Source organism: Kiloniella sp., assembly GCF_965205715.1.
In the GTDB taxonomy this organism is placed as follows: domain Bacteria; phylum Pseudomonadota; class Alphaproteobacteria; order Kiloniellales; family Kiloniellaceae; genus Kiloniella.
The window spans coordinates 1,670,290-1,685,454 of sequence record NZ_CBDBHW010000014.1; the positions used below are offsets into that span (position 1 = coordinate 1,670,290).

Sequence of the window (15,165 nt, forward strand, 5' to 3'; positions counted from 1 at the left end):
TAATTACCGCTGTGGCTTTAACTTTCCCTTAACTATTTTGACACTGGAATTTTGGAAACCAAAGCATGGTACTTCAGCATGTTCGCCTGGAAGGCATTACTTTAAACTCCGACCGTCCGGGCCCACTCTATCGACAACTCTGCGACGAAATCCTATCTCAAATAGCTTCTGGCATCCTTGGCCCGGGGGATATACTGCCGCCGAGCAGGCAACTTTCAAAAGATCTCGCGATTGGCCGTACGACGGTTATTCAAGCCTATGACATTCTAAAATCAAACATGCATTTGGAGAGCAAGCCGGGCATTGGGACATATGTCTCTTTTTCAAAAAAAGGTCGCAAAAAAGCCTAGCCCAAAAAGGCTCCGTATATCGCAGATGAACAGATGGGGCTTTCCAGGTACGCCAGTAACTTTAAACTGTTTGAATGCAGCCCTGAGCCGAACACCCAAATGGCTTTTTTACCCGGCATGCCAGATATTGAGAGCTTTCCAGCCGATTTGTTTGGACGTTATCTCAGTAAGTACGCTAAAAAATCCCGTCCTGAGACATCATGTTATGGTTATGAGGGAGGTTACACTAAATTAAAAACCGAACTGGTAAGGCATCTGGCCATTTCCCGCGGTATAAACTGCCACGAAGATAACGTCGTGATTGTCACCTCGGCTCAATCCGCTCTTAATGCACTGTCAATGGTTCTGGCCGATCCCAATGACATCGCTTTGCTCGAGAACCCATTTTACCCCGGCGCCAAAATGGCAATGGAAAATGCAGGGTTACAGGTAAGACCGGTTGAAGTTGATAACGACGGCGCTGATATAGAAACCGCATTGGAACAGTATCCAAAATCCAAACTGTTCTATTTAACCCCAACCTCTCAATACCCTCTGTGCAAAACCCTTTCTCTCAAAAGACGTAAACGGCTCCTGAAACACGCGACGACGTCAGGAATGTGGGTCATTGAAGATGATTACGACAGTGAATTTCGCTTCACCAAACGTCCGGTCGCATCGTTAAAATCAATGGATGAGCGTGGCAGGGTTATTTACGTAGGTTCTTTCTCAAAGACCCTGTTACCAGGATTTAGGATCGGCTATATGGTCGTGCCAGACAGCCTGTCCAATGTCATGAAAAACGTTGTATGGCAGACTGCGATAGAGCCTGCCTTACCCCTTCAGGCAGCCATTACAGACTTTATGACGGATGGGCATTACAACAAACACCTGCGTCGGATGCGACAGCTTTACAAAAAACGCCACGATCTTCTCGTCAAACAATTGGAAAGTTCTTTCCCCCGCAATATCCCCATTTCCCCAATTACAGGAGGCATGAACCTTCCTGTTCTGCTTGCTTCGGAATATAATGATCAGGATATCGTGGACCAACTTTCTAAGAGAAACATCAGCGCCCGTGCTCTAAGTGGATATAGTTTTGGAGACACTATTTATAATGGCTTATTCCTCGGCTTCTCCTGCGTAAATGAAGCCGACATAAAAACTGGCGTAGGCCATATTCTGGAGGTTCTTTAAGTATTTTCGATGGCCAAATTCAGGATTGTGTAGTTTCTTTTGACTCCGAAGTGAATGAAAAAAAGCCCGAAGGGTTTTCATTTTCTTTAGGCTTTTTTCATTTTTGATGAAAGTTTCATAATTCATATTTTAACCATTAAAATTCAAATACTTAAAACAACTCCACCCCAACGAATAGCAGACACCGCCCGTGTAATTTTGTTGCGTTTTTTCATTAAAATGAAATTTTGACTATCTTTTTTCATTTAGCTCTGCCTTTATTATGCCGAACAGGATGAAATGAGTTTGGTGAGATATGGCCCGGTTAAAAATTCAGACGGCTAAAGTAGAAGCCCTCCATAAAAACGATCTGGAAGAAGAGTCTGTGACCGTCGGGGTGCAAATCCGGGATTTGCGCAAGGCCAAGCGCATGTCGGTGACCACGCTGGCAGAGAAGATCGGCAAGTCTGTGGGCTATGTCAGCCAGATCGAACGCGGCATATCCTCTATCTCCATTCCGATCCTGAACAAGATCTCTGCGGCGCTTGAAGTATCGAACTCGTGGTTTTTCCACGGCGAGGACGACGCTGACCCAACCGAAAAAGCCCACATCGTGCGCGCCAGTAATCGCCGCCGCCTCAGCTTTACCGGGTCCGGCATGTCCGAAGAGTTGATGTCACCCGATCTCAGCGGCGATGTCGAGATGATCATGGGCACGTTTGAGCCCGGTGCCGCCACGGGCGACGAAAAAATCACCCGCGAAACCATTGAGATCTCCGGTCATATCATCAAAGGATCTATCGTGGTTGAAATCGCGGACAAAAGCTATGAACTCAGCATCGGCGACAGCTTTCGCATCAACGCCGGCGATCCGCACAGAACCTATAACAACGGCGAGGAAACAGCAGAAGTACTCTGGATACTTTCTCCCCCACATTATTGACCGTCAATTGACGGGTTTTAGTTGGGACTTTCGTTTCAACATAAGCCCTAACCAAGAAGAACACTGAGTTAAGAATAAAGCTAAAGACCTAATTAAAAAGGGACAATGTCCCCCCTTGCAGGATTAAGTAAGATGGCGAATAAAAAGACACTTCCGGAACAGGCACAGGTTGTCATCATTGGTGGCGGCGTTATCGGTTGCTCTGTGGCCTATCACCTGACCAAGCTTGGTTGGAAAGACGTTGTGTTGCTGGAAAGAAAGCAGCTCACCTGTGGAACCACCTGGCATGCTGCCGGTCTGGTTGGACAGCTCCGCGCGACGGAAAACCTGACCAAGATGGCAAAGTACACCGCCGAGCTTTACAAAAACCTCGCCGCGGAAACCGGACAGGAAACCGGCCTCAAACACACAGGCTCCGTCTCTGTTGCTCAGACTGCCGGTCGTTTGGAAGAGCTCAAGCGCGGTGCCTCCATGGCGCGTAACTTTGGCCTTGAAGTCGATGTCATTACGCCGGAACAGATCCTCGAGCACTACCCAATTGCCGATGTGTCGAACCTTGTCGGCGGTGTGTATCTGCCCGGCGATGGCCAGACCAACCCGATTGATACCACGCAAGCCCTGGCAAAAGGCGCGCGTATGGGCGGAGCCACCATCATCGAAGGCATCAAGGTTGAAGACATCATCACCGAACCCGGCCCCAACGGCGGCAAGGTCACAGGCGTTGTCACCGATCAGGGTGAAATCCGCGCCGAGATCGTGGTCAACTGCGGCGGCATGTGGGCGCGCGAAATCGCCAAGAAAGTCGGCGTTAATGTGCCATTGCACGCGGCAGAGCACTATTACATCGTCACAGAAGCCATCGACGGTCTTCCTAAACTGCCGACCCTGCGCGATCCCGACGGATACAACTATTACAAGGAAGACGCCGGAAAGCTGCTGATCGGTTGTTTTGAGCCCAACGCCGTGCCGTGGGGCCACAAAGGCATCCCTGATAACTTCTGCTTTGACGAACTACCGGAAAACTGGGACCAGTTCACCCCGGCGCTTGAAAACGCTATGGCGCGTATTCCACTGCTGGAAACAGCGGGCATTCACACCTTCTTCAACGGCCCGGAAAGCTTTACCCCGGACAACCGTTTTTATCTCGGCGAAGCACCTGAAATGAAGAACTTCTTTGTCGCGGCGGGCTTTAACTCCACGGGTATTCAGTCTGCGGGTGGCGCAGGTAAAATCCTTGCCGACTGGATTGTTCAGGGCAACTGCCCGGTTGATATGTGGGATGTGGATATCCGCCGCGTGCAGCCGTTCCAGGGTGGTGACAAGTACCTCTATGATCGCACCACCGAAGCCCTCGGCCTGCTTTACGAAATGCACTGGCCGCACAAACAGCCGGTGACCAGCCGTAACGTCAAACGCTCTCCCATTCACGATCGTCTGGAAAAAGCCAACGCCTGCTTTGGTGAAATGGCGGGCTGGGAACGCGCCAACTTCTTTGCCCCTGAAGGCATCGAGCCAAAATACGAATACTCCTATGGCCGTCAGAACTGGCACGACTGGTGTGGCGTGGAATGTAAGGCCGCTCGTGAAAACGTCGCCCTGTTTGATATGAGCTCGTTCGGTAAATTCATGGTCCAGGGCAAGGATGCCCTCCCCGTGCTCAACCGCATTTCCGGCGCCAACATCGACGTGCCCAACGGCAAAATGGTTTATACCCAGTGGCTTAACGATCGCGGCGGGATCGAGGCCGATCTGACCGTGACCCGGTTGGCGGAAAACAAGTTCATGGTGCTGTCCTCTGGTGGCACCCAGACCCGTGACTTCCACTTCCTGAACTCACACATTCCGGCCGACAGTCACTGCATCGCCACCGATGTGACCTCGGGCTATGCGCTCTTTGCCCTCATGGGACCGAACAGCCGTAAAGTGTTGAGCAAGGTCACCCCGACCGATCTGTCCAACGCCGCCTTCCCTTTTGGCACCTGTCAGGAAATCGAGCTCGGCTACGCCAAGATCAGCGCCGGCCGTATCACCTATGTCGGTGAGCTCGGTTGGGAGCTTTACGTGCCCGCAGAATTTGCGGTCCACGTTTATGACACCCTGATGGAAGCAGGCGCAGAGTTTGACCTCAAGCCCGGCGGCATGCATGCGGTCAACACCCTGCGTCTGGAAAAAGGTTTCCGCCACTGGGGCCACGATATCACCGACGAAGACACGGTCCTGGAAGCTGGCCTCGGCTTTGCCGTTGCCTGGGACAAACCGGGTGGATTTATCGGCCGCGAAGCCCTGCTGGAACAAAAAGGCAAGCCGCTGCCAAAACGCATGGTATCGCTGAAACTCGAAGATCCCAACGGGATGATGTACCACAACGAGCCGGTCTATAAAGGCGACAAGATCGTTGGTAAAGTCACCGCAGGCATGTTCAGCCATACTCTCGGCGCGACCATTGGTTTGGCCTACGTTTATAACGATGCCGAGGGAGACAAAGGAGGAGTGACGGCTGACTGGGTCAACGAAGATGATTTCTCTGTCGAGATCGCCTGTGAGCGTTTCAAAACCAGCCTCTCGCTAAAACCGCTTTACGATCCAAAAGCGGCCCGACCTAAGTCAGAGGATTGACCTAAAGCAGAGGACTGATAAGTCTGACGGAAGCTCTGCCACTGATGTACCAGCCAGTCTCAGTGGCAGAGTTTTCATTAGCTCACCCCCCCTGCGAACCGGGCCTTAAGAAAGCCCTCGTACGGACCTCGAGACCCCACAAAGCCTCAGAGATCTGTATAAACCATTAGCTGGGTTCCAAATCCGGGACCAACTCTGCCGCAGCACTCCAGCGAGTGTTGCGGTATTTTTTTTTGGGGGGGAGAAATCTGATAAGAATATGAATTATCACTCTAAACTTCAAAACCAGCTTACTATAATAAATTTATTTTAATGTGATTTTATCTCATCATACGTTATACCATGGACTAATATACAATAATCCATTAATGCTTAAGGTGATTTTTTCACATTTAACTAGGCGACATAAAATTGCTATTAAGATTCACAGCCGAAAATTTCAGATCCTTCAAAGATCGAGCTGAATTATCTTTAGTTCCTAGTAAAGTTAGGAGACACCCTGAGCACATAATTAAGGCCAAAAATAGTACCGATATTAGTGCATTAAAAACGGCAATAATCTATGGTTCAAATGCTTCAGGAAAGTCAAACTTAATAAAGGCAATGCAACACGTACAGGTAATGGTTAATCACGGAGTAAGGTCTGGAAAAAAAATCCCGTTCGACCCTTACAAACTTGAAAGTAGGCCGGAAAAAAAACCTTCAAGATTCGAATTCGAAATTAAGGTTGGCTCGAACAACTATTCGTATGGGTTCTCTGCTGATAATGATTCCATTAAAGAAGAATGGTTATATAAAATCGATCGTCGAAAAGACGAACTAATATTTAACCGTGAACAGATTAACGGTGAAACTAAATTTCAGTTCGGTAACATAACTTATGAGAATGAAAAGGATGAACAATATCTTGAGTTCACATCTAAAGGAACACCTGAAAACCGTTTGTTTTTGAACGAATGCAAAGAACGAAATGTTACTACTCAACTTGAATATTTGACTGGAATATCAGAAGTAATATTTTGGTTTGAGCATATATTAACCATCATATTTCCAGAATCAAAATTTGCTGGCTTAGAAATCACAATTCACAAAGATAGAGAATCCAGTAAGGATATCGCCAATATCCTAAAAAATTACGACACAGGAATAGACAGCTTAGAACTCCAGCAGCTTGATTTTAAATCTGATGTCACCGATGTTCCAGAAGAAATCAAACAGTCAATACTTGACGATCTAGAAGATAATTCAGGCGTATTATTAGCAGCACCTCATAACACTAGATATCTAATAAGAAAACCCAAAGAAGGAGATATTGAAGCATACAAATTAATGACTGGACACTTAAAGTCCAACGGCGATAAAGTTTTATTTAATATCAACGAAGAATCAAATGGGACGCAACGTCTGTTGGATATGGCTCCAGGTTTTTTAGATGCCTCTGCAGATGAAAAAGTGTATGTAATTGACGAGTTAAATCGAAGTCTCCACCCAGATATTACTACATCAATTATTAAAACTTTCCTTGAAAATACTGCAGGAAAACAGAGCCAAATTATCGTCACCACACATGAAACAAATCTTTTGGATCAGGATCTTGTACGGAAAGATGAAATTTGGTTCGTCCAAAAAAATACTCACTCTACACTTTACTCACTTGAAGAATATCAACCTCGATTTGATAAAGATGTTCGTCGAGGATATCTTGCAGGTAGATTCGGAGGCCTTCCTCGCCTTTCAAATTCCCGGAAACTATTTAAATTAAATTCTAATGGGTAGAGATCGCCGCAATTTCTCCCGTATTAGCGGAACACGGGACCCATCACTAATCGTCCTTGCCACTGAGGGAACGGAAACAGAGCCCCAATATTTTGAGGGAGTGAAGGAAAAGTGCGTAGAACGTTCATCAAGAATTCATATTGAAATTTTAAAGAGAGATTCTCAATCTAGCTCACCTAAACACGTATTAGAAGAACTCAAGAAGCACCATTCAAAGATGGGACTAAATTCAAGAGATGAACTATGCCTAGTAATTGATAGGGATAAACAGTCTTGGGATGAAGCTCAGATTTCAGAAGTCGCCACTTTATGCGGCCAAAAGCAATATCTTTTAGCTTTGAGCAATCCATGTTTCGAAGTTTGGTTACTCTTGCATTTAAAATGCCCAACAGAATACTCGGAAGAAAAACTGGCTGAACTATTTGCTAATCAAAAAAGACCTAAAGAACAGCATTCCCCATTAAAGAAAGAAATTCGTTCAATTCTAGGTAGCTTCAATCCTTCGAACCTCAATATCGATGATTTTTGGCACGGAGTAGAAGAAGCTATAGAGAGAGCAAAAAGACTTGATATTGCTCCAAGAGATCGATGGCAAAACACTATCGGAACAAGAGTTTATGTATTTATGGAAAAAATATTGAACTCTATTAGAGATTAATATTTTTCACTATAATTTATTAAGACCATACTTACACAAAACTCAGCTTCCAGATGAAATACCCTTACCCTTAGACACCAGATCAGAAATATTCGCGTACTCAATGAATATATTTTTATCTGAGAGGATAGATAATGCGGGTTTTAGGGTTGGTTTGTTATTGTGCGGCTTTGCTTGTTGGGGGTTGTGCTACGCAGAAGCAGAAGAAGCTGGATGTCACAACATTAAGAACCGACGACCGCGCGTATTCTCTCAATGTCGTTCAAGAGGATCTTGATCGGGGACAGCGCGCTAAGTCTATTGCAGATCTTGTTTAAATTCTGGGCCGATATTCGTTGCCACGCGCGATCTTTTGCCCAGATATTTTAAATAAACGGACCTCGGTGTTTATTCCGGGATGGAGGCGTGGAGCAGTCAGGACCTGCCGATCGGCGTTATTCCGAGATCCTGATTTGATGAACACAAGCTTGATTTATACCTGCGTGTAGAGCGTCAACCACTTTGTCCGGTTGCGTCAACCACCTTGGCCGCTTTTGATGCGGCTGTGATCTGACGTTTATTTACGATGCTTCAGGCATATTTTTCACCTTTTTGTTTGTGGTTTTCCGCAACATTTTTTTGAGATTTTGGGCGGCTTCCCATTGTCTGTAGCTGTCGATATTCATCTCAAGAATGGTTGAGTGGTGAACAAGACGATCGATTGCTGCAACGGTCATGGCCTTATCTTGAAAAATATTGTCCCATCCGCTAAAAGGTTGATTGGCAGCAATTGCAATACTTCGGTACTCATATCGTCTGGCGATCAATTCAAAGAGCACGGATGTTTCAGATATATCCCTTTGTGCATAGGTAATATCATCGAGAATGATGAGATCAAATTTATCGAGTTTTGCGAGGGCGTTTTCGAGCATAAGTTCACGTCTGGCAGCCTGGAGTTTTTGCACCAGATCACTGGTTTGCGTATAGAGCACACGGTATCCAGCCTCTATAAGAGCATAACCTACGGCGCATAGGAGATGAGTTTTTCCTCCCCCTGAATTTCCAATGGCAATCAGATTTGCTCTTGCGTCAATCCAGTCACCGGCAGACAAGGCTTCGACCTGCGCCTTTTTCACGTTAGGCAGCCGCTTGAAGTTAAAAGTGGCCAGAGTTTTTCCGCCCAGCAGGTTTGATGCGTTGAGATGGCGTTGAATGCGTCGCGTGTCCCTTTCGGCCAATTCATATTCGGCCAAAACGGCAAGGAACCTGGCTGCTGACCAGCCCTCCTTGTCGGATTGGATTGCGATATCTTGCCAGTGTTTGTGAAAGCTGGGTAATCGTAAGTCAGTTAGCATAAGAGGCAGCTTGTGCTGATCCACTTCAATGTTTGTCATGCCCGATCCTCCAACAGAGTATCAAAGACTGATAATGAAGGTTGAACCACGGGAATATCAGGAGGTAAATCCGTGTTCTTTTTTGTGATATTCAGCTTAAGTTTTTTTGCGCAAGGTAGCCTTCCTGCATTGATTTCTCTCGAAATCAGGTGCGCGACTTCGGCCTCACAAGCCTCTTCGTGCGCAAGGAAAAGTATCCCAACCATCTGACGACACGCATCTCTGCGGGACAACTTTTTCTGAAACAATGTCCAGGCCAGGGAGTACTCGGTTCTTGGAAAAATACTGTCACGATAAATAGAATTGGCGAGTGCCTGAGGTTTACGTTTGAGAGCATGAATGACGTGATGATAATTGATAACATGAATGCGGGGGCCTTTGCCGTGCCCCCGCTCACGAGAATGGCTGACGACATGAGTGCTGCCTAGATAGGCTTCTATCCGGTTATCGTAAATATGGACACGCAAGCGTTGACCAATTAGGCGAGAAGGGGCGCTATAAAAAACCTGCTTAACTAAAAAACCACTTGTTTTGGTAACTCTCGACACGACTTCAGTGTAATCTGTTGTTCGCCGAGGAGGTAACGCCTTGAGAGATTTCAACTCTGTTTGGATATCTTGGTCACGATGTTTGTTCCGTCTAGCAATCAGCTCGTCCAAAAATCGCCGATACTCATCCAAAGTGTCAAAGTCATTACTGCCACGCAAAATCAGGGCCTGCTTTATCGCAGTCTTAAGGTGACCGTGGTGAGATTCAATGGCACCGTTCTCGTGTGATTCCCCTCTGTTATTTCGACTGGCCTCCATACCGTAGTGCTCAACAAAAGCAGAATAACGTTTGGTAATGTCCTCCTTTTCCTCAACGCTCAAATTCCGAAAGGCCGCAGACAGGCTGTCGGTCCGGTGGTTTTCAGGAGCGCCCCCCAAGGACCAAAGCGCATTTTGTAAGTTCTCCGCAAGGGCTGTAAAACTCTCACCGCCAAGTACGACCCCAACATGTTCCCATCGGCTATATACCAGAACAAAATGATAGAGCCGATGCACCAAAGGATCTCCTGCAATGGTAATACTTAAGTCGGCTGCATCCGTGAAATCTGATTGGCCCATGTAACCCGGCTCAGGTGTTTGCCTGAAAATGATATCCTTTTCAGGGCCATTCAGAGCCCGCCATCCCCGAACTCGGCGCTCTAACGTGCGCTTGACACGGTCATCGGGAAAACGGAGCGGATAGAGGCTCTGTATGTGGCGCAACAAAGTAATGGGTTTGACCGAGTTGTCTTTATCCAAAATGGGAAGGATGTCCTTATCCCAGATATCTTCAAGCGGATCAGAAACTGTTCGCCCTCGCTTTATATTGCGTTGTGACGGTAAAGTCGCATCAACGTCAAATCGGCGGGCCGTGCGTTCGCTAAACCCTGCGCGGGCAGCGGCGGTTCGTTGACCATGAGTTTTTCTATCTGTCATGTAAAGTCTCAGTTGTTCATCTGTGATAAATTTATACGGCAAACAGGTTCCTCCAATTACATCTAGAGGTTCCTAATTTATCAACTCACAGCAGCTTGTAACTAACACCAAATTAAGCCTTGGCCGGTGGATCTGATTATCAAACGGGCACGCCCTTTTTAATGATCAGATCCACCGGCCAAGGTGGTTGTCGCAACCGGCCAAGGTTATTGTCGCTGAACACCTGCGTGTGAAATCGGGTTACGCGACCTCTTCCGCCGCACTTGCCGGGGTATAAGGGCAGGATCTGTTAATTCAACAGTGCTGGAAGTGTTGTCGCGATTTATCAGGAGAAAGAGCTTTAGCTTTTAATACATGTCCTCTTCAAATCAGGCGAGTTCCAAGTCTCCGTCTTCGCCCAGATTTTCCCAAAGGTCTTCAGTACCACAGCGTCTTAGTTTTTCGGATTTTTCAATATTTTTCGCCAGTCTATCCAGATCTACCGCGCTGGCAGCAGTTCCTAATCCGGGCCTTGAACTTGCCTCTGATTTAGCTATTGAAATTGACCGCACTCTGGCCTCTGTATCCATGGCAGACACGGCATCAAGTGCGAAAAGCAGTGCCTTACTACCCTCTGTCATCATTTTGGCCCCCTCACATACTTTTTTAAACGGCCCCTCGTCTGTCATTCCAAGTTCACTATTTTTAGACACAAAACAGGTCTTGCAACTTGGTTTCACAGCATTGGTTTTATCATTTCAAGATCTTGGCGTACCCCCACGCAAAGAAGAAATAACAACAGCCGAAAGCACGTAACACTGCTTGACTCGAGGCTCATATCAACTAATAAGTGTATAGCCTATGCAATCGTGAAGCTTAATAAAACCCTAGGAAATAAGGGTTGTGAAATTTTTTTTCATCTCAGTTAATCCAACCCATTAATCCAATAGACCCAATTCCTGTGCGCGGCGAACCGCAGCGGGGCGTGATTGGGTGCCCAGCTTGTGTAAAATTCCGGTGATCAGCTCATTAATGTAGGCTTCGGATTTCACCAAACCCGCCGCAATTTCCCGCGATGACATGCCATAGGACGCCATGGTCAGAACCTGTTTTTGCCGGGGTTTGAGCTGGAGGTCATCCGGGACCAGGATCTGGATCGCAACCTGATGGAAGCACTCGGATAGAATTCGGATCAGAGCCACCGTCTCTGGGGGGGCAGATCTCATCTGCTGGTTTTCTTTTGTGCGCGCGGCAACGATGGTCATAATGGCCTTGGCCTTGGCGTTCGACTTCAAGGGCGTGGTCAGGCCGTTGAAAATTCCATAGGCGGTGGCCTCTTTAAAAAAAGCTTCCTGCCCCTTGGAAAATTCAGGCATGCACGCCGACCAGAAAAAGGTGTCATTGGTACTGAAGGCCTCGACAAATACCGGATCAACCTGATCATAGCCCTCCTGGAAGTATTTAATTTTCCAGGCTTCGCTAAAGGTGTAAATCGAATGTTCAATATCGACGTTATTACGGGCAAAACGCATATAGGCGAATTGTTGAAAACCGAGCTTTGAAATTATTGTGGAAAAACATTCCCGTAAGGCATCTGGCGTTGCGCACAGTTTCATCTCGGCAATAGATTTTTCCAATACCGCGTATTTCAATTCAAACAAATCCCGTATACAGATAAACACTCTACCCTAGTAATATAGGGTAGAGTGCCGTGTGCCAATCCAGTTTTTTAAACTTTAACTGGCAATCCTATTCCCCTTACCTGACGTCCAGCTGACAACAGGTTGAAACAGGACCGGATTGTAAAGTCCGGCCTTTTCCCCCACAGCCTGTCGCGCCCGTTCAGAGACCTCAACCGCCAGGGCAACCGCCTTGACAACCTTGCCGCCATCCATCTGCCTTTGCGGTTCGCCCAAACGCTCATAAGGCCAGTTGGCCCGCTTGACCAGACGCTCCATACGCAAATCTGTCACCGTGATGATCTGGTTCAGGCCACGGCCGAGACCAAACTCGATCATGGAGAGGAAAAGCTCATAGGTGGTTTTGGAAAGCTCTAGATCGCCGCGGCTGCGTAACAGCGCGGTATCCACGGCAAAACGGCTTGATTCCATAATATCGGGCGCAGCAGGGCACACGGCCCCGGCCAGTAACTCTGGAAAGGTATCGCGCAACATATTGGCACCCGTTGAGGGTAATAAACGCACGCAGGCAGATACTGTCCCGTCGGCCTCCTGCTTGATGAGATAGCTCGGTTCCTGATCATCAAATGCGTCGCGCTCCATTTGATTGTCGCCAGGCACCCAACCCAACCGCTCACAAAACACCCGGTACCGCAATTCAAACATCGACTTGATCTGTGGTTGGAAATTGTTGTGCTGGCTCGGATCAATTTGGAAAAACATTTTACTCTCCGTTGGTTTTTAGGAGAGAAAAGTTTATTACAATTAATACCTGAGCATCCCTGATGCTTTACAATCATTTGGTGAGAACACGCCATCACCCCTATCAGGGAGCAGCCCTTGAATTAGCTTTGGCTGGTTTAGCTCTAATTGGGCGATGTCAGCTTGTTACTCAAATCGTGGAGTTGTACCAACAGGCTCTGGAACTCTTTGTTATTAAGGCCGGTGGAACAGGCGACAGCCTCTTGCATGGTCGCGATGCCCTGCTCCAGCGCGCGCCCTTCCGCTGTTAAAGAAATCATCACCTTGCGTTCGTCTTCGGCGGCGCGATTACGGCTGACATAGCCATTGGCCTCCATACGTTTGAGCAACGGCGACAGGGTGCCGGAATCAAGGCCGAGGTCTGCCCCCAGCGCATTGACCGTGGTGCAGTCTTTCGGTTCTAGTGCGAGGTAAACCAGATACTGCGGATAGGTCAGGTTCATCTGTTTCAGATAAGGCTGGTATTTCTTGATGATCGCCTGTGAACTGCTATAAAGCGCAAAGCAAAGCTGCTCTTCCAGATGCGACACCCTGGGAGGGTGGGCCTCCTTGGGCTGGTCAGCCTCATTTTTTTGGGGGGTATCAATTGTCTGGCTCATGGTTATACAGCAATCCGAGTGTAGGGAACATCTGCTCTAGATTACTGGCACTCCTGTTATTTGCAACGCCAAAGCTTTATCCCTTTAAGCCCTACTATCGAAAGAAGGGATTGCCCCGCACTTATCTGCCTTGGCCACTGCTGATCGGGGGAGGATCAAGGCCAGAGACAAGAGGGGCAATCCCAACTAAACGGGTCTATAGACCCTGGAAACTAAGAAACCAGTTTCAGTTCCACATCAATGTTACCGCGGGTCGCGTTGGAATAGGGGCAGACCCCGTGCGCTTTGGTAATGAGGTCATTGGCGATACCTGCTTCAAGGCCGGGCAGATCGATGTTCAGGGTCACCGCGATGTTGTACCCGCCGGTGATCGGGCCGATGCCGACTTCACCTTCGATCTTGGTGCCATCGGGTAGTTTGACCTTTTCCTGACCGGACACCACCTTGAGCGCGCCAATAAAACAGGCGGCATAACCCGCGGCGAACATCTGCTCTGGATTAACCCCAAAGGTCCCGGCCCCGCCGAGCTCTTTTGGCGTGGTCAACGGAAAGTCGAGCGCGCCGTCGTTAGACTTCACAGCGCCCTCGCGCCCGCCCGTGGCTTCGGCAACAGCAGTGTAGATGATTTTTTCGGGTCTTTGCGTTTCGGGTCTTTGGGTTTGAGTGCTCATGATTTGATCTCCTTGGTTTGAAGAATAACAGGGTTTATGGAATAACAATACTTTAAACTGTGCATTATTATATTGTGCACAATTTAAAGTATTCAAGAAAAAATATTTTGCTGGAAAATTACGAAAGGCGACTTTGTGATATGAAGAAAATTTTCCTCCCAAACCACACTTTTTAGTTTTAATTTTCTAATCCGCATATACTCTTCACAAATAATATCCAGCTAAAAAATTACACCACACCACTAAAAATATCTCATACCAAAGAGCGAATATAATGCATAAATTTTTACTTACAGTTCTTTTGTTAACAGGACTAACAGCTTGTCAAACCACGGGTACCAATACAGGAGATGTTGGCTATAAACAGGGCGACATTTTAGAAGGTAACTTTAGATTTGGTTTTGGCGAACTGGTATCCCCCCTTCCAGAGGGACAATGGGAAGTTGCCGCTACCCATACAAAACGGAACAGTGCGAATGAAGTGAACCTCTACTTGCTTTTGGTTCAGGAAAAAGACGGAATTATTGCCAATACGATTGAAGTCTCCACCAATGACCAACCAACATCAGGTGGCTTCAAGGCAACAAAAAGTTGTAGTCGCAAAGGTGTTCATTTCCTCAAAACACTCGATAATTTCGGGGGCGGAAAACAGGATTGCATGTGGTTAAATCATTCCAGAGGGGAAATAAGATCAACAAACTGGTATGGAAGATACTGGAAAACGGCCGTCAAATATACCGCCGATAAAGGATATCAGTGGCCAAATGTCGTCCTGATCAGTGGTCACACATTTGCCAAAGAAAACCAGTATTTTGCTTATACGCTTGCTGTTAATCCAGAAATCTATGGCTTTGAAAAGCCTGTGAACCACGAGTGGAAAACCAGCGAATGGCACCCTAATAACACAGCCAAAGACAAGGCCAAAACCTCCTTTGTTGAAAAGCTAAAGTCTTTGACGGTTAGCTATCATGAAAAGGTAAAAGCCGGTTGGGAAGGTCGCCTTATTACCGGTGAAGTTGAAAGCTTTTCAAACAATGAGCTACAGTTGAGTAAGACTCAATAAAGCCAAACAATAAAAGATGATAGGCCTTAAGTTACTGTCCTGACTTGAGGCCTTTTCTTTAGACCAACCTTATGTTTA

Annotated in this window: 15 protein-coding genes; 8 read left to right on the forward strand and 7 right to left on the reverse strand. The window is 47.1% G+C overall.

The annotated features are described in order from the left end of the window. Positions 1-65 precede the first annotated feature (65 nt). The 7 genes from ACOGW3_RS25105 (at position 66) to ACOGW3_RS25135 (ending at position 7,815) form a co-directional block, all read left to right on the forward strand. Positions 66-350 carry a GntR family transcriptional regulator gene (locus ACOGW3_RS25105; protein WP_419905426.1) on the forward strand — a complete coding sequence of 95 codons (285 nt, stop codon included), beginning with the start codon at positions 66-68 and terminating at the stop codon, positions 348-350. 117 nt (positions 351-467) lie between these two features. Beyond that, on the forward strand, positions 468-1,526 hold the full coding sequence (locus ACOGW3_RS25110; RefSeq protein WP_419905427.1) for a PLP-dependent aminotransferase family protein: 1,059 nt from the start codon (positions 468-470) through the stop codon (positions 1,524-1,526). A 295-nt stretch (positions 1,527-1,821) separates the two neighbouring features. After that, positions 1,822-2,448 carry a helix-turn-helix domain-containing protein gene (locus ACOGW3_RS25115; RefSeq protein WP_419905428.1) on the forward strand — a complete coding sequence of 209 codons (627 nt, stop codon included), beginning with the start codon at positions 1,822-1,824 and terminating at the stop codon, positions 2,446-2,448. Between the two features lie 132 nt (positions 2,449-2,580). After that, complete coding sequence (locus ACOGW3_RS25120; RefSeq protein ID WP_419905429.1) at positions 2,581-5,064, forward strand: GcvT family protein; 2,484 nt, start codon at positions 2,581-2,583, stop codon at positions 5,062-5,064. Between the two features lie 411 nt (positions 5,065-5,475). Next, entirely contained in the window at positions 5,476-6,840 is a 1,365-nt protein-coding gene (locus tag ACOGW3_RS25125) for an AAA family ATPase (RefSeq protein WP_419905430.1), read from the forward strand. Then, a complete protein-coding gene (locus ACOGW3_RS25130) occupies positions 6,833-7,498 on the forward strand; it encodes an RloB family protein (protein WP_419905431.1) in 666 nt (221 codons plus the stop codon). Before ACOGW3_RS25125 ends, ACOGW3_RS25130 begins: the two co-directional genes overlap by 8 nt. Before the next feature lie 134 nt (positions 7,499-7,632). After that, positions 7,633-7,815, forward strand: a complete 183-nt coding sequence (locus ACOGW3_RS25135) for a hypothetical protein (RefSeq protein ID WP_419905432.1) — start codon at positions 7,633-7,635, stop codon at positions 7,813-7,815. A gap of 243 nt (positions 7,816-8,058) precedes the next feature. Here ACOGW3_RS25135 and istB read toward each other — a convergent pair whose 3' ends face one another. The 7 genes from istB to ACOGW3_RS25170 form a co-directional block, all read right to left on the reverse strand. Then, positions 8,059-8,871 (reverse strand): IS21-like element helper ATPase IstB, encoded by an 813-nt coding sequence (gene istB / locus ACOGW3_RS25140; RefSeq protein ID WP_419901088.1) that lies wholly within the window; start codon positions 8,869-8,871, stop codon positions 8,059-8,061. After that, positions 8,868-10,376 carry an IS21 family transposase gene (istA, locus tag ACOGW3_RS25145; protein WP_419901087.1) on the reverse strand — a complete coding sequence of 503 codons (1,509 nt, stop codon included), beginning with the start codon at positions 10,374-10,376 and terminating at the stop codon, positions 8,868-8,870. Before istA ends, istB begins: the two co-directional genes overlap by 4 nt. Positions 10,377-10,702: 326 nt before the next feature. Next, positions 10,703-10,957 carry a hypothetical protein gene (locus ACOGW3_RS25150; RefSeq protein WP_419905433.1) on the reverse strand — a complete coding sequence of 85 codons (255 nt, stop codon included), beginning with the start codon at positions 10,955-10,957 and terminating at the stop codon, positions 10,703-10,705. A 294-nt stretch (positions 10,958-11,251) separates the two neighbouring features. Then, positions 11,252-11,965: an autoinducer binding domain-containing protein gene (locus ACOGW3_RS25155; protein ID WP_419905434.1), complete on the reverse strand. Its 714-nt coding sequence runs from the start codon at positions 11,963-11,965 to the stop codon at positions 11,252-11,254. A gap of 84 nt (positions 11,966-12,049) precedes the next feature. Beyond that, positions 12,050-12,715: an acyl-homoserine-lactone synthase gene (locus tag ACOGW3_RS25160; RefSeq protein WP_419905435.1), complete on the reverse strand. Its 666-nt coding sequence runs from the start codon at positions 12,713-12,715 to the stop codon at positions 12,050-12,052. Between the two features lie 143 nt (positions 12,716-12,858). Next, positions 12,859-13,353: a MarR family winged helix-turn-helix transcriptional regulator gene (locus ACOGW3_RS25165; protein ID WP_419905436.1), complete on the reverse strand. Its 495-nt coding sequence runs from the start codon at positions 13,351-13,353 to the stop codon at positions 12,859-12,861. Between the two features lie 212 nt (positions 13,354-13,565). Then, positions 13,566-14,024, reverse strand: coding sequence for an organic hydroperoxide resistance protein (locus tag ACOGW3_RS25170; RefSeq protein ID WP_419905437.1), 459 nt, complete (start codon positions 14,022-14,024; stop codon positions 13,566-13,568). 274 nt (positions 14,025-14,298) lie between these two features. On the opposite strand from ACOGW3_RS25170, the gene ACOGW3_RS25175 reads away from it, so the two are divergent. Continuing rightward, positions 14,299-15,087, forward strand: a complete 789-nt coding sequence (locus tag ACOGW3_RS25175) for a hypothetical protein (protein WP_419905438.1) — start codon at positions 14,299-14,301, stop codon at positions 15,085-15,087. Positions 15,088-15,165: the final 78 nt, after the last annotated feature.

Excerpts from the sequence above, each read along its gene's own strand:
- ACOGW3_RS25105 (WP_419905426.1), top strand. The coding sequence starts at position 66 with ATGGTACTTCAGCATGTTCGCCTGGAAGGCATTACTTTAAACTCCGAC.
- ACOGW3_RS25110 (WP_419905427.1), top strand. The coding sequence starts at position 468 with ATGCCAGATATTGAGAGCTTTCCAGCCGATTTGTTTGGACGTTATCTC.
- ACOGW3_RS25115 (WP_419905428.1), top strand. The coding sequence starts at position 1,822 with ATGGCCCGGTTAAAAATTCAGACGGCTAAAGTAGAAGCCCTCCATAAA.
- ACOGW3_RS25120 (WP_419905429.1), top strand. The coding sequence starts at position 2,581 with ATGGCGAATAAAAAGACACTTCCGGAACAGGCACAGGTTGTCATCATT.
- ACOGW3_RS25130 (WP_419905431.1), top strand. The coding sequence starts at position 6,833 with ATGGGTAGAGATCGCCGCAATTTCTCCCGTATTAGCGGAACACGGGAC.
- ACOGW3_RS25135 (WP_419905432.1), top strand. The coding sequence starts at position 7,633 with ATGCGGGTTTTAGGGTTGGTTTGTTATTGTGCGGCTTTGCTTGTTGGG.
- istB (WP_419901088.1), bottom strand. The coding sequence starts at position 8,871 with ATGACAAACATTGAAGTGGATCAGCACAAGCTGCCTCTTATGCTAACT.
- ACOGW3_RS25150 (WP_419905433.1), bottom strand. The coding sequence starts at position 10,957 with ATGATGACAGAGGGTAGTAAGGCACTGCTTTTCGCACTTGATGCCGTG.
- ACOGW3_RS25160 (WP_419905435.1), bottom strand. The coding sequence starts at position 12,715 with ATGTTTTTCCAAATTGATCCGAGCCAGCACAACAATTTCCAACCACAG.
- ACOGW3_RS25165 (WP_419905436.1), bottom strand. The coding sequence starts at position 13,353 with ATGAGCCAGACAATTGATACCCCCCAAAAAAATGAGGCTGACCAGCCC.
- ACOGW3_RS25170 (WP_419905437.1), bottom strand. The coding sequence starts at position 14,024 with ATGAGCACTCAAACCCAAAGACCCGAAACGCAAAGACCCGAAAAAATC.
- ACOGW3_RS25175 (WP_419905438.1), top strand. The coding sequence starts at position 14,299 with ATGCATAAATTTTTACTTACAGTTCTTTTGTTAACAGGACTAACAGCT.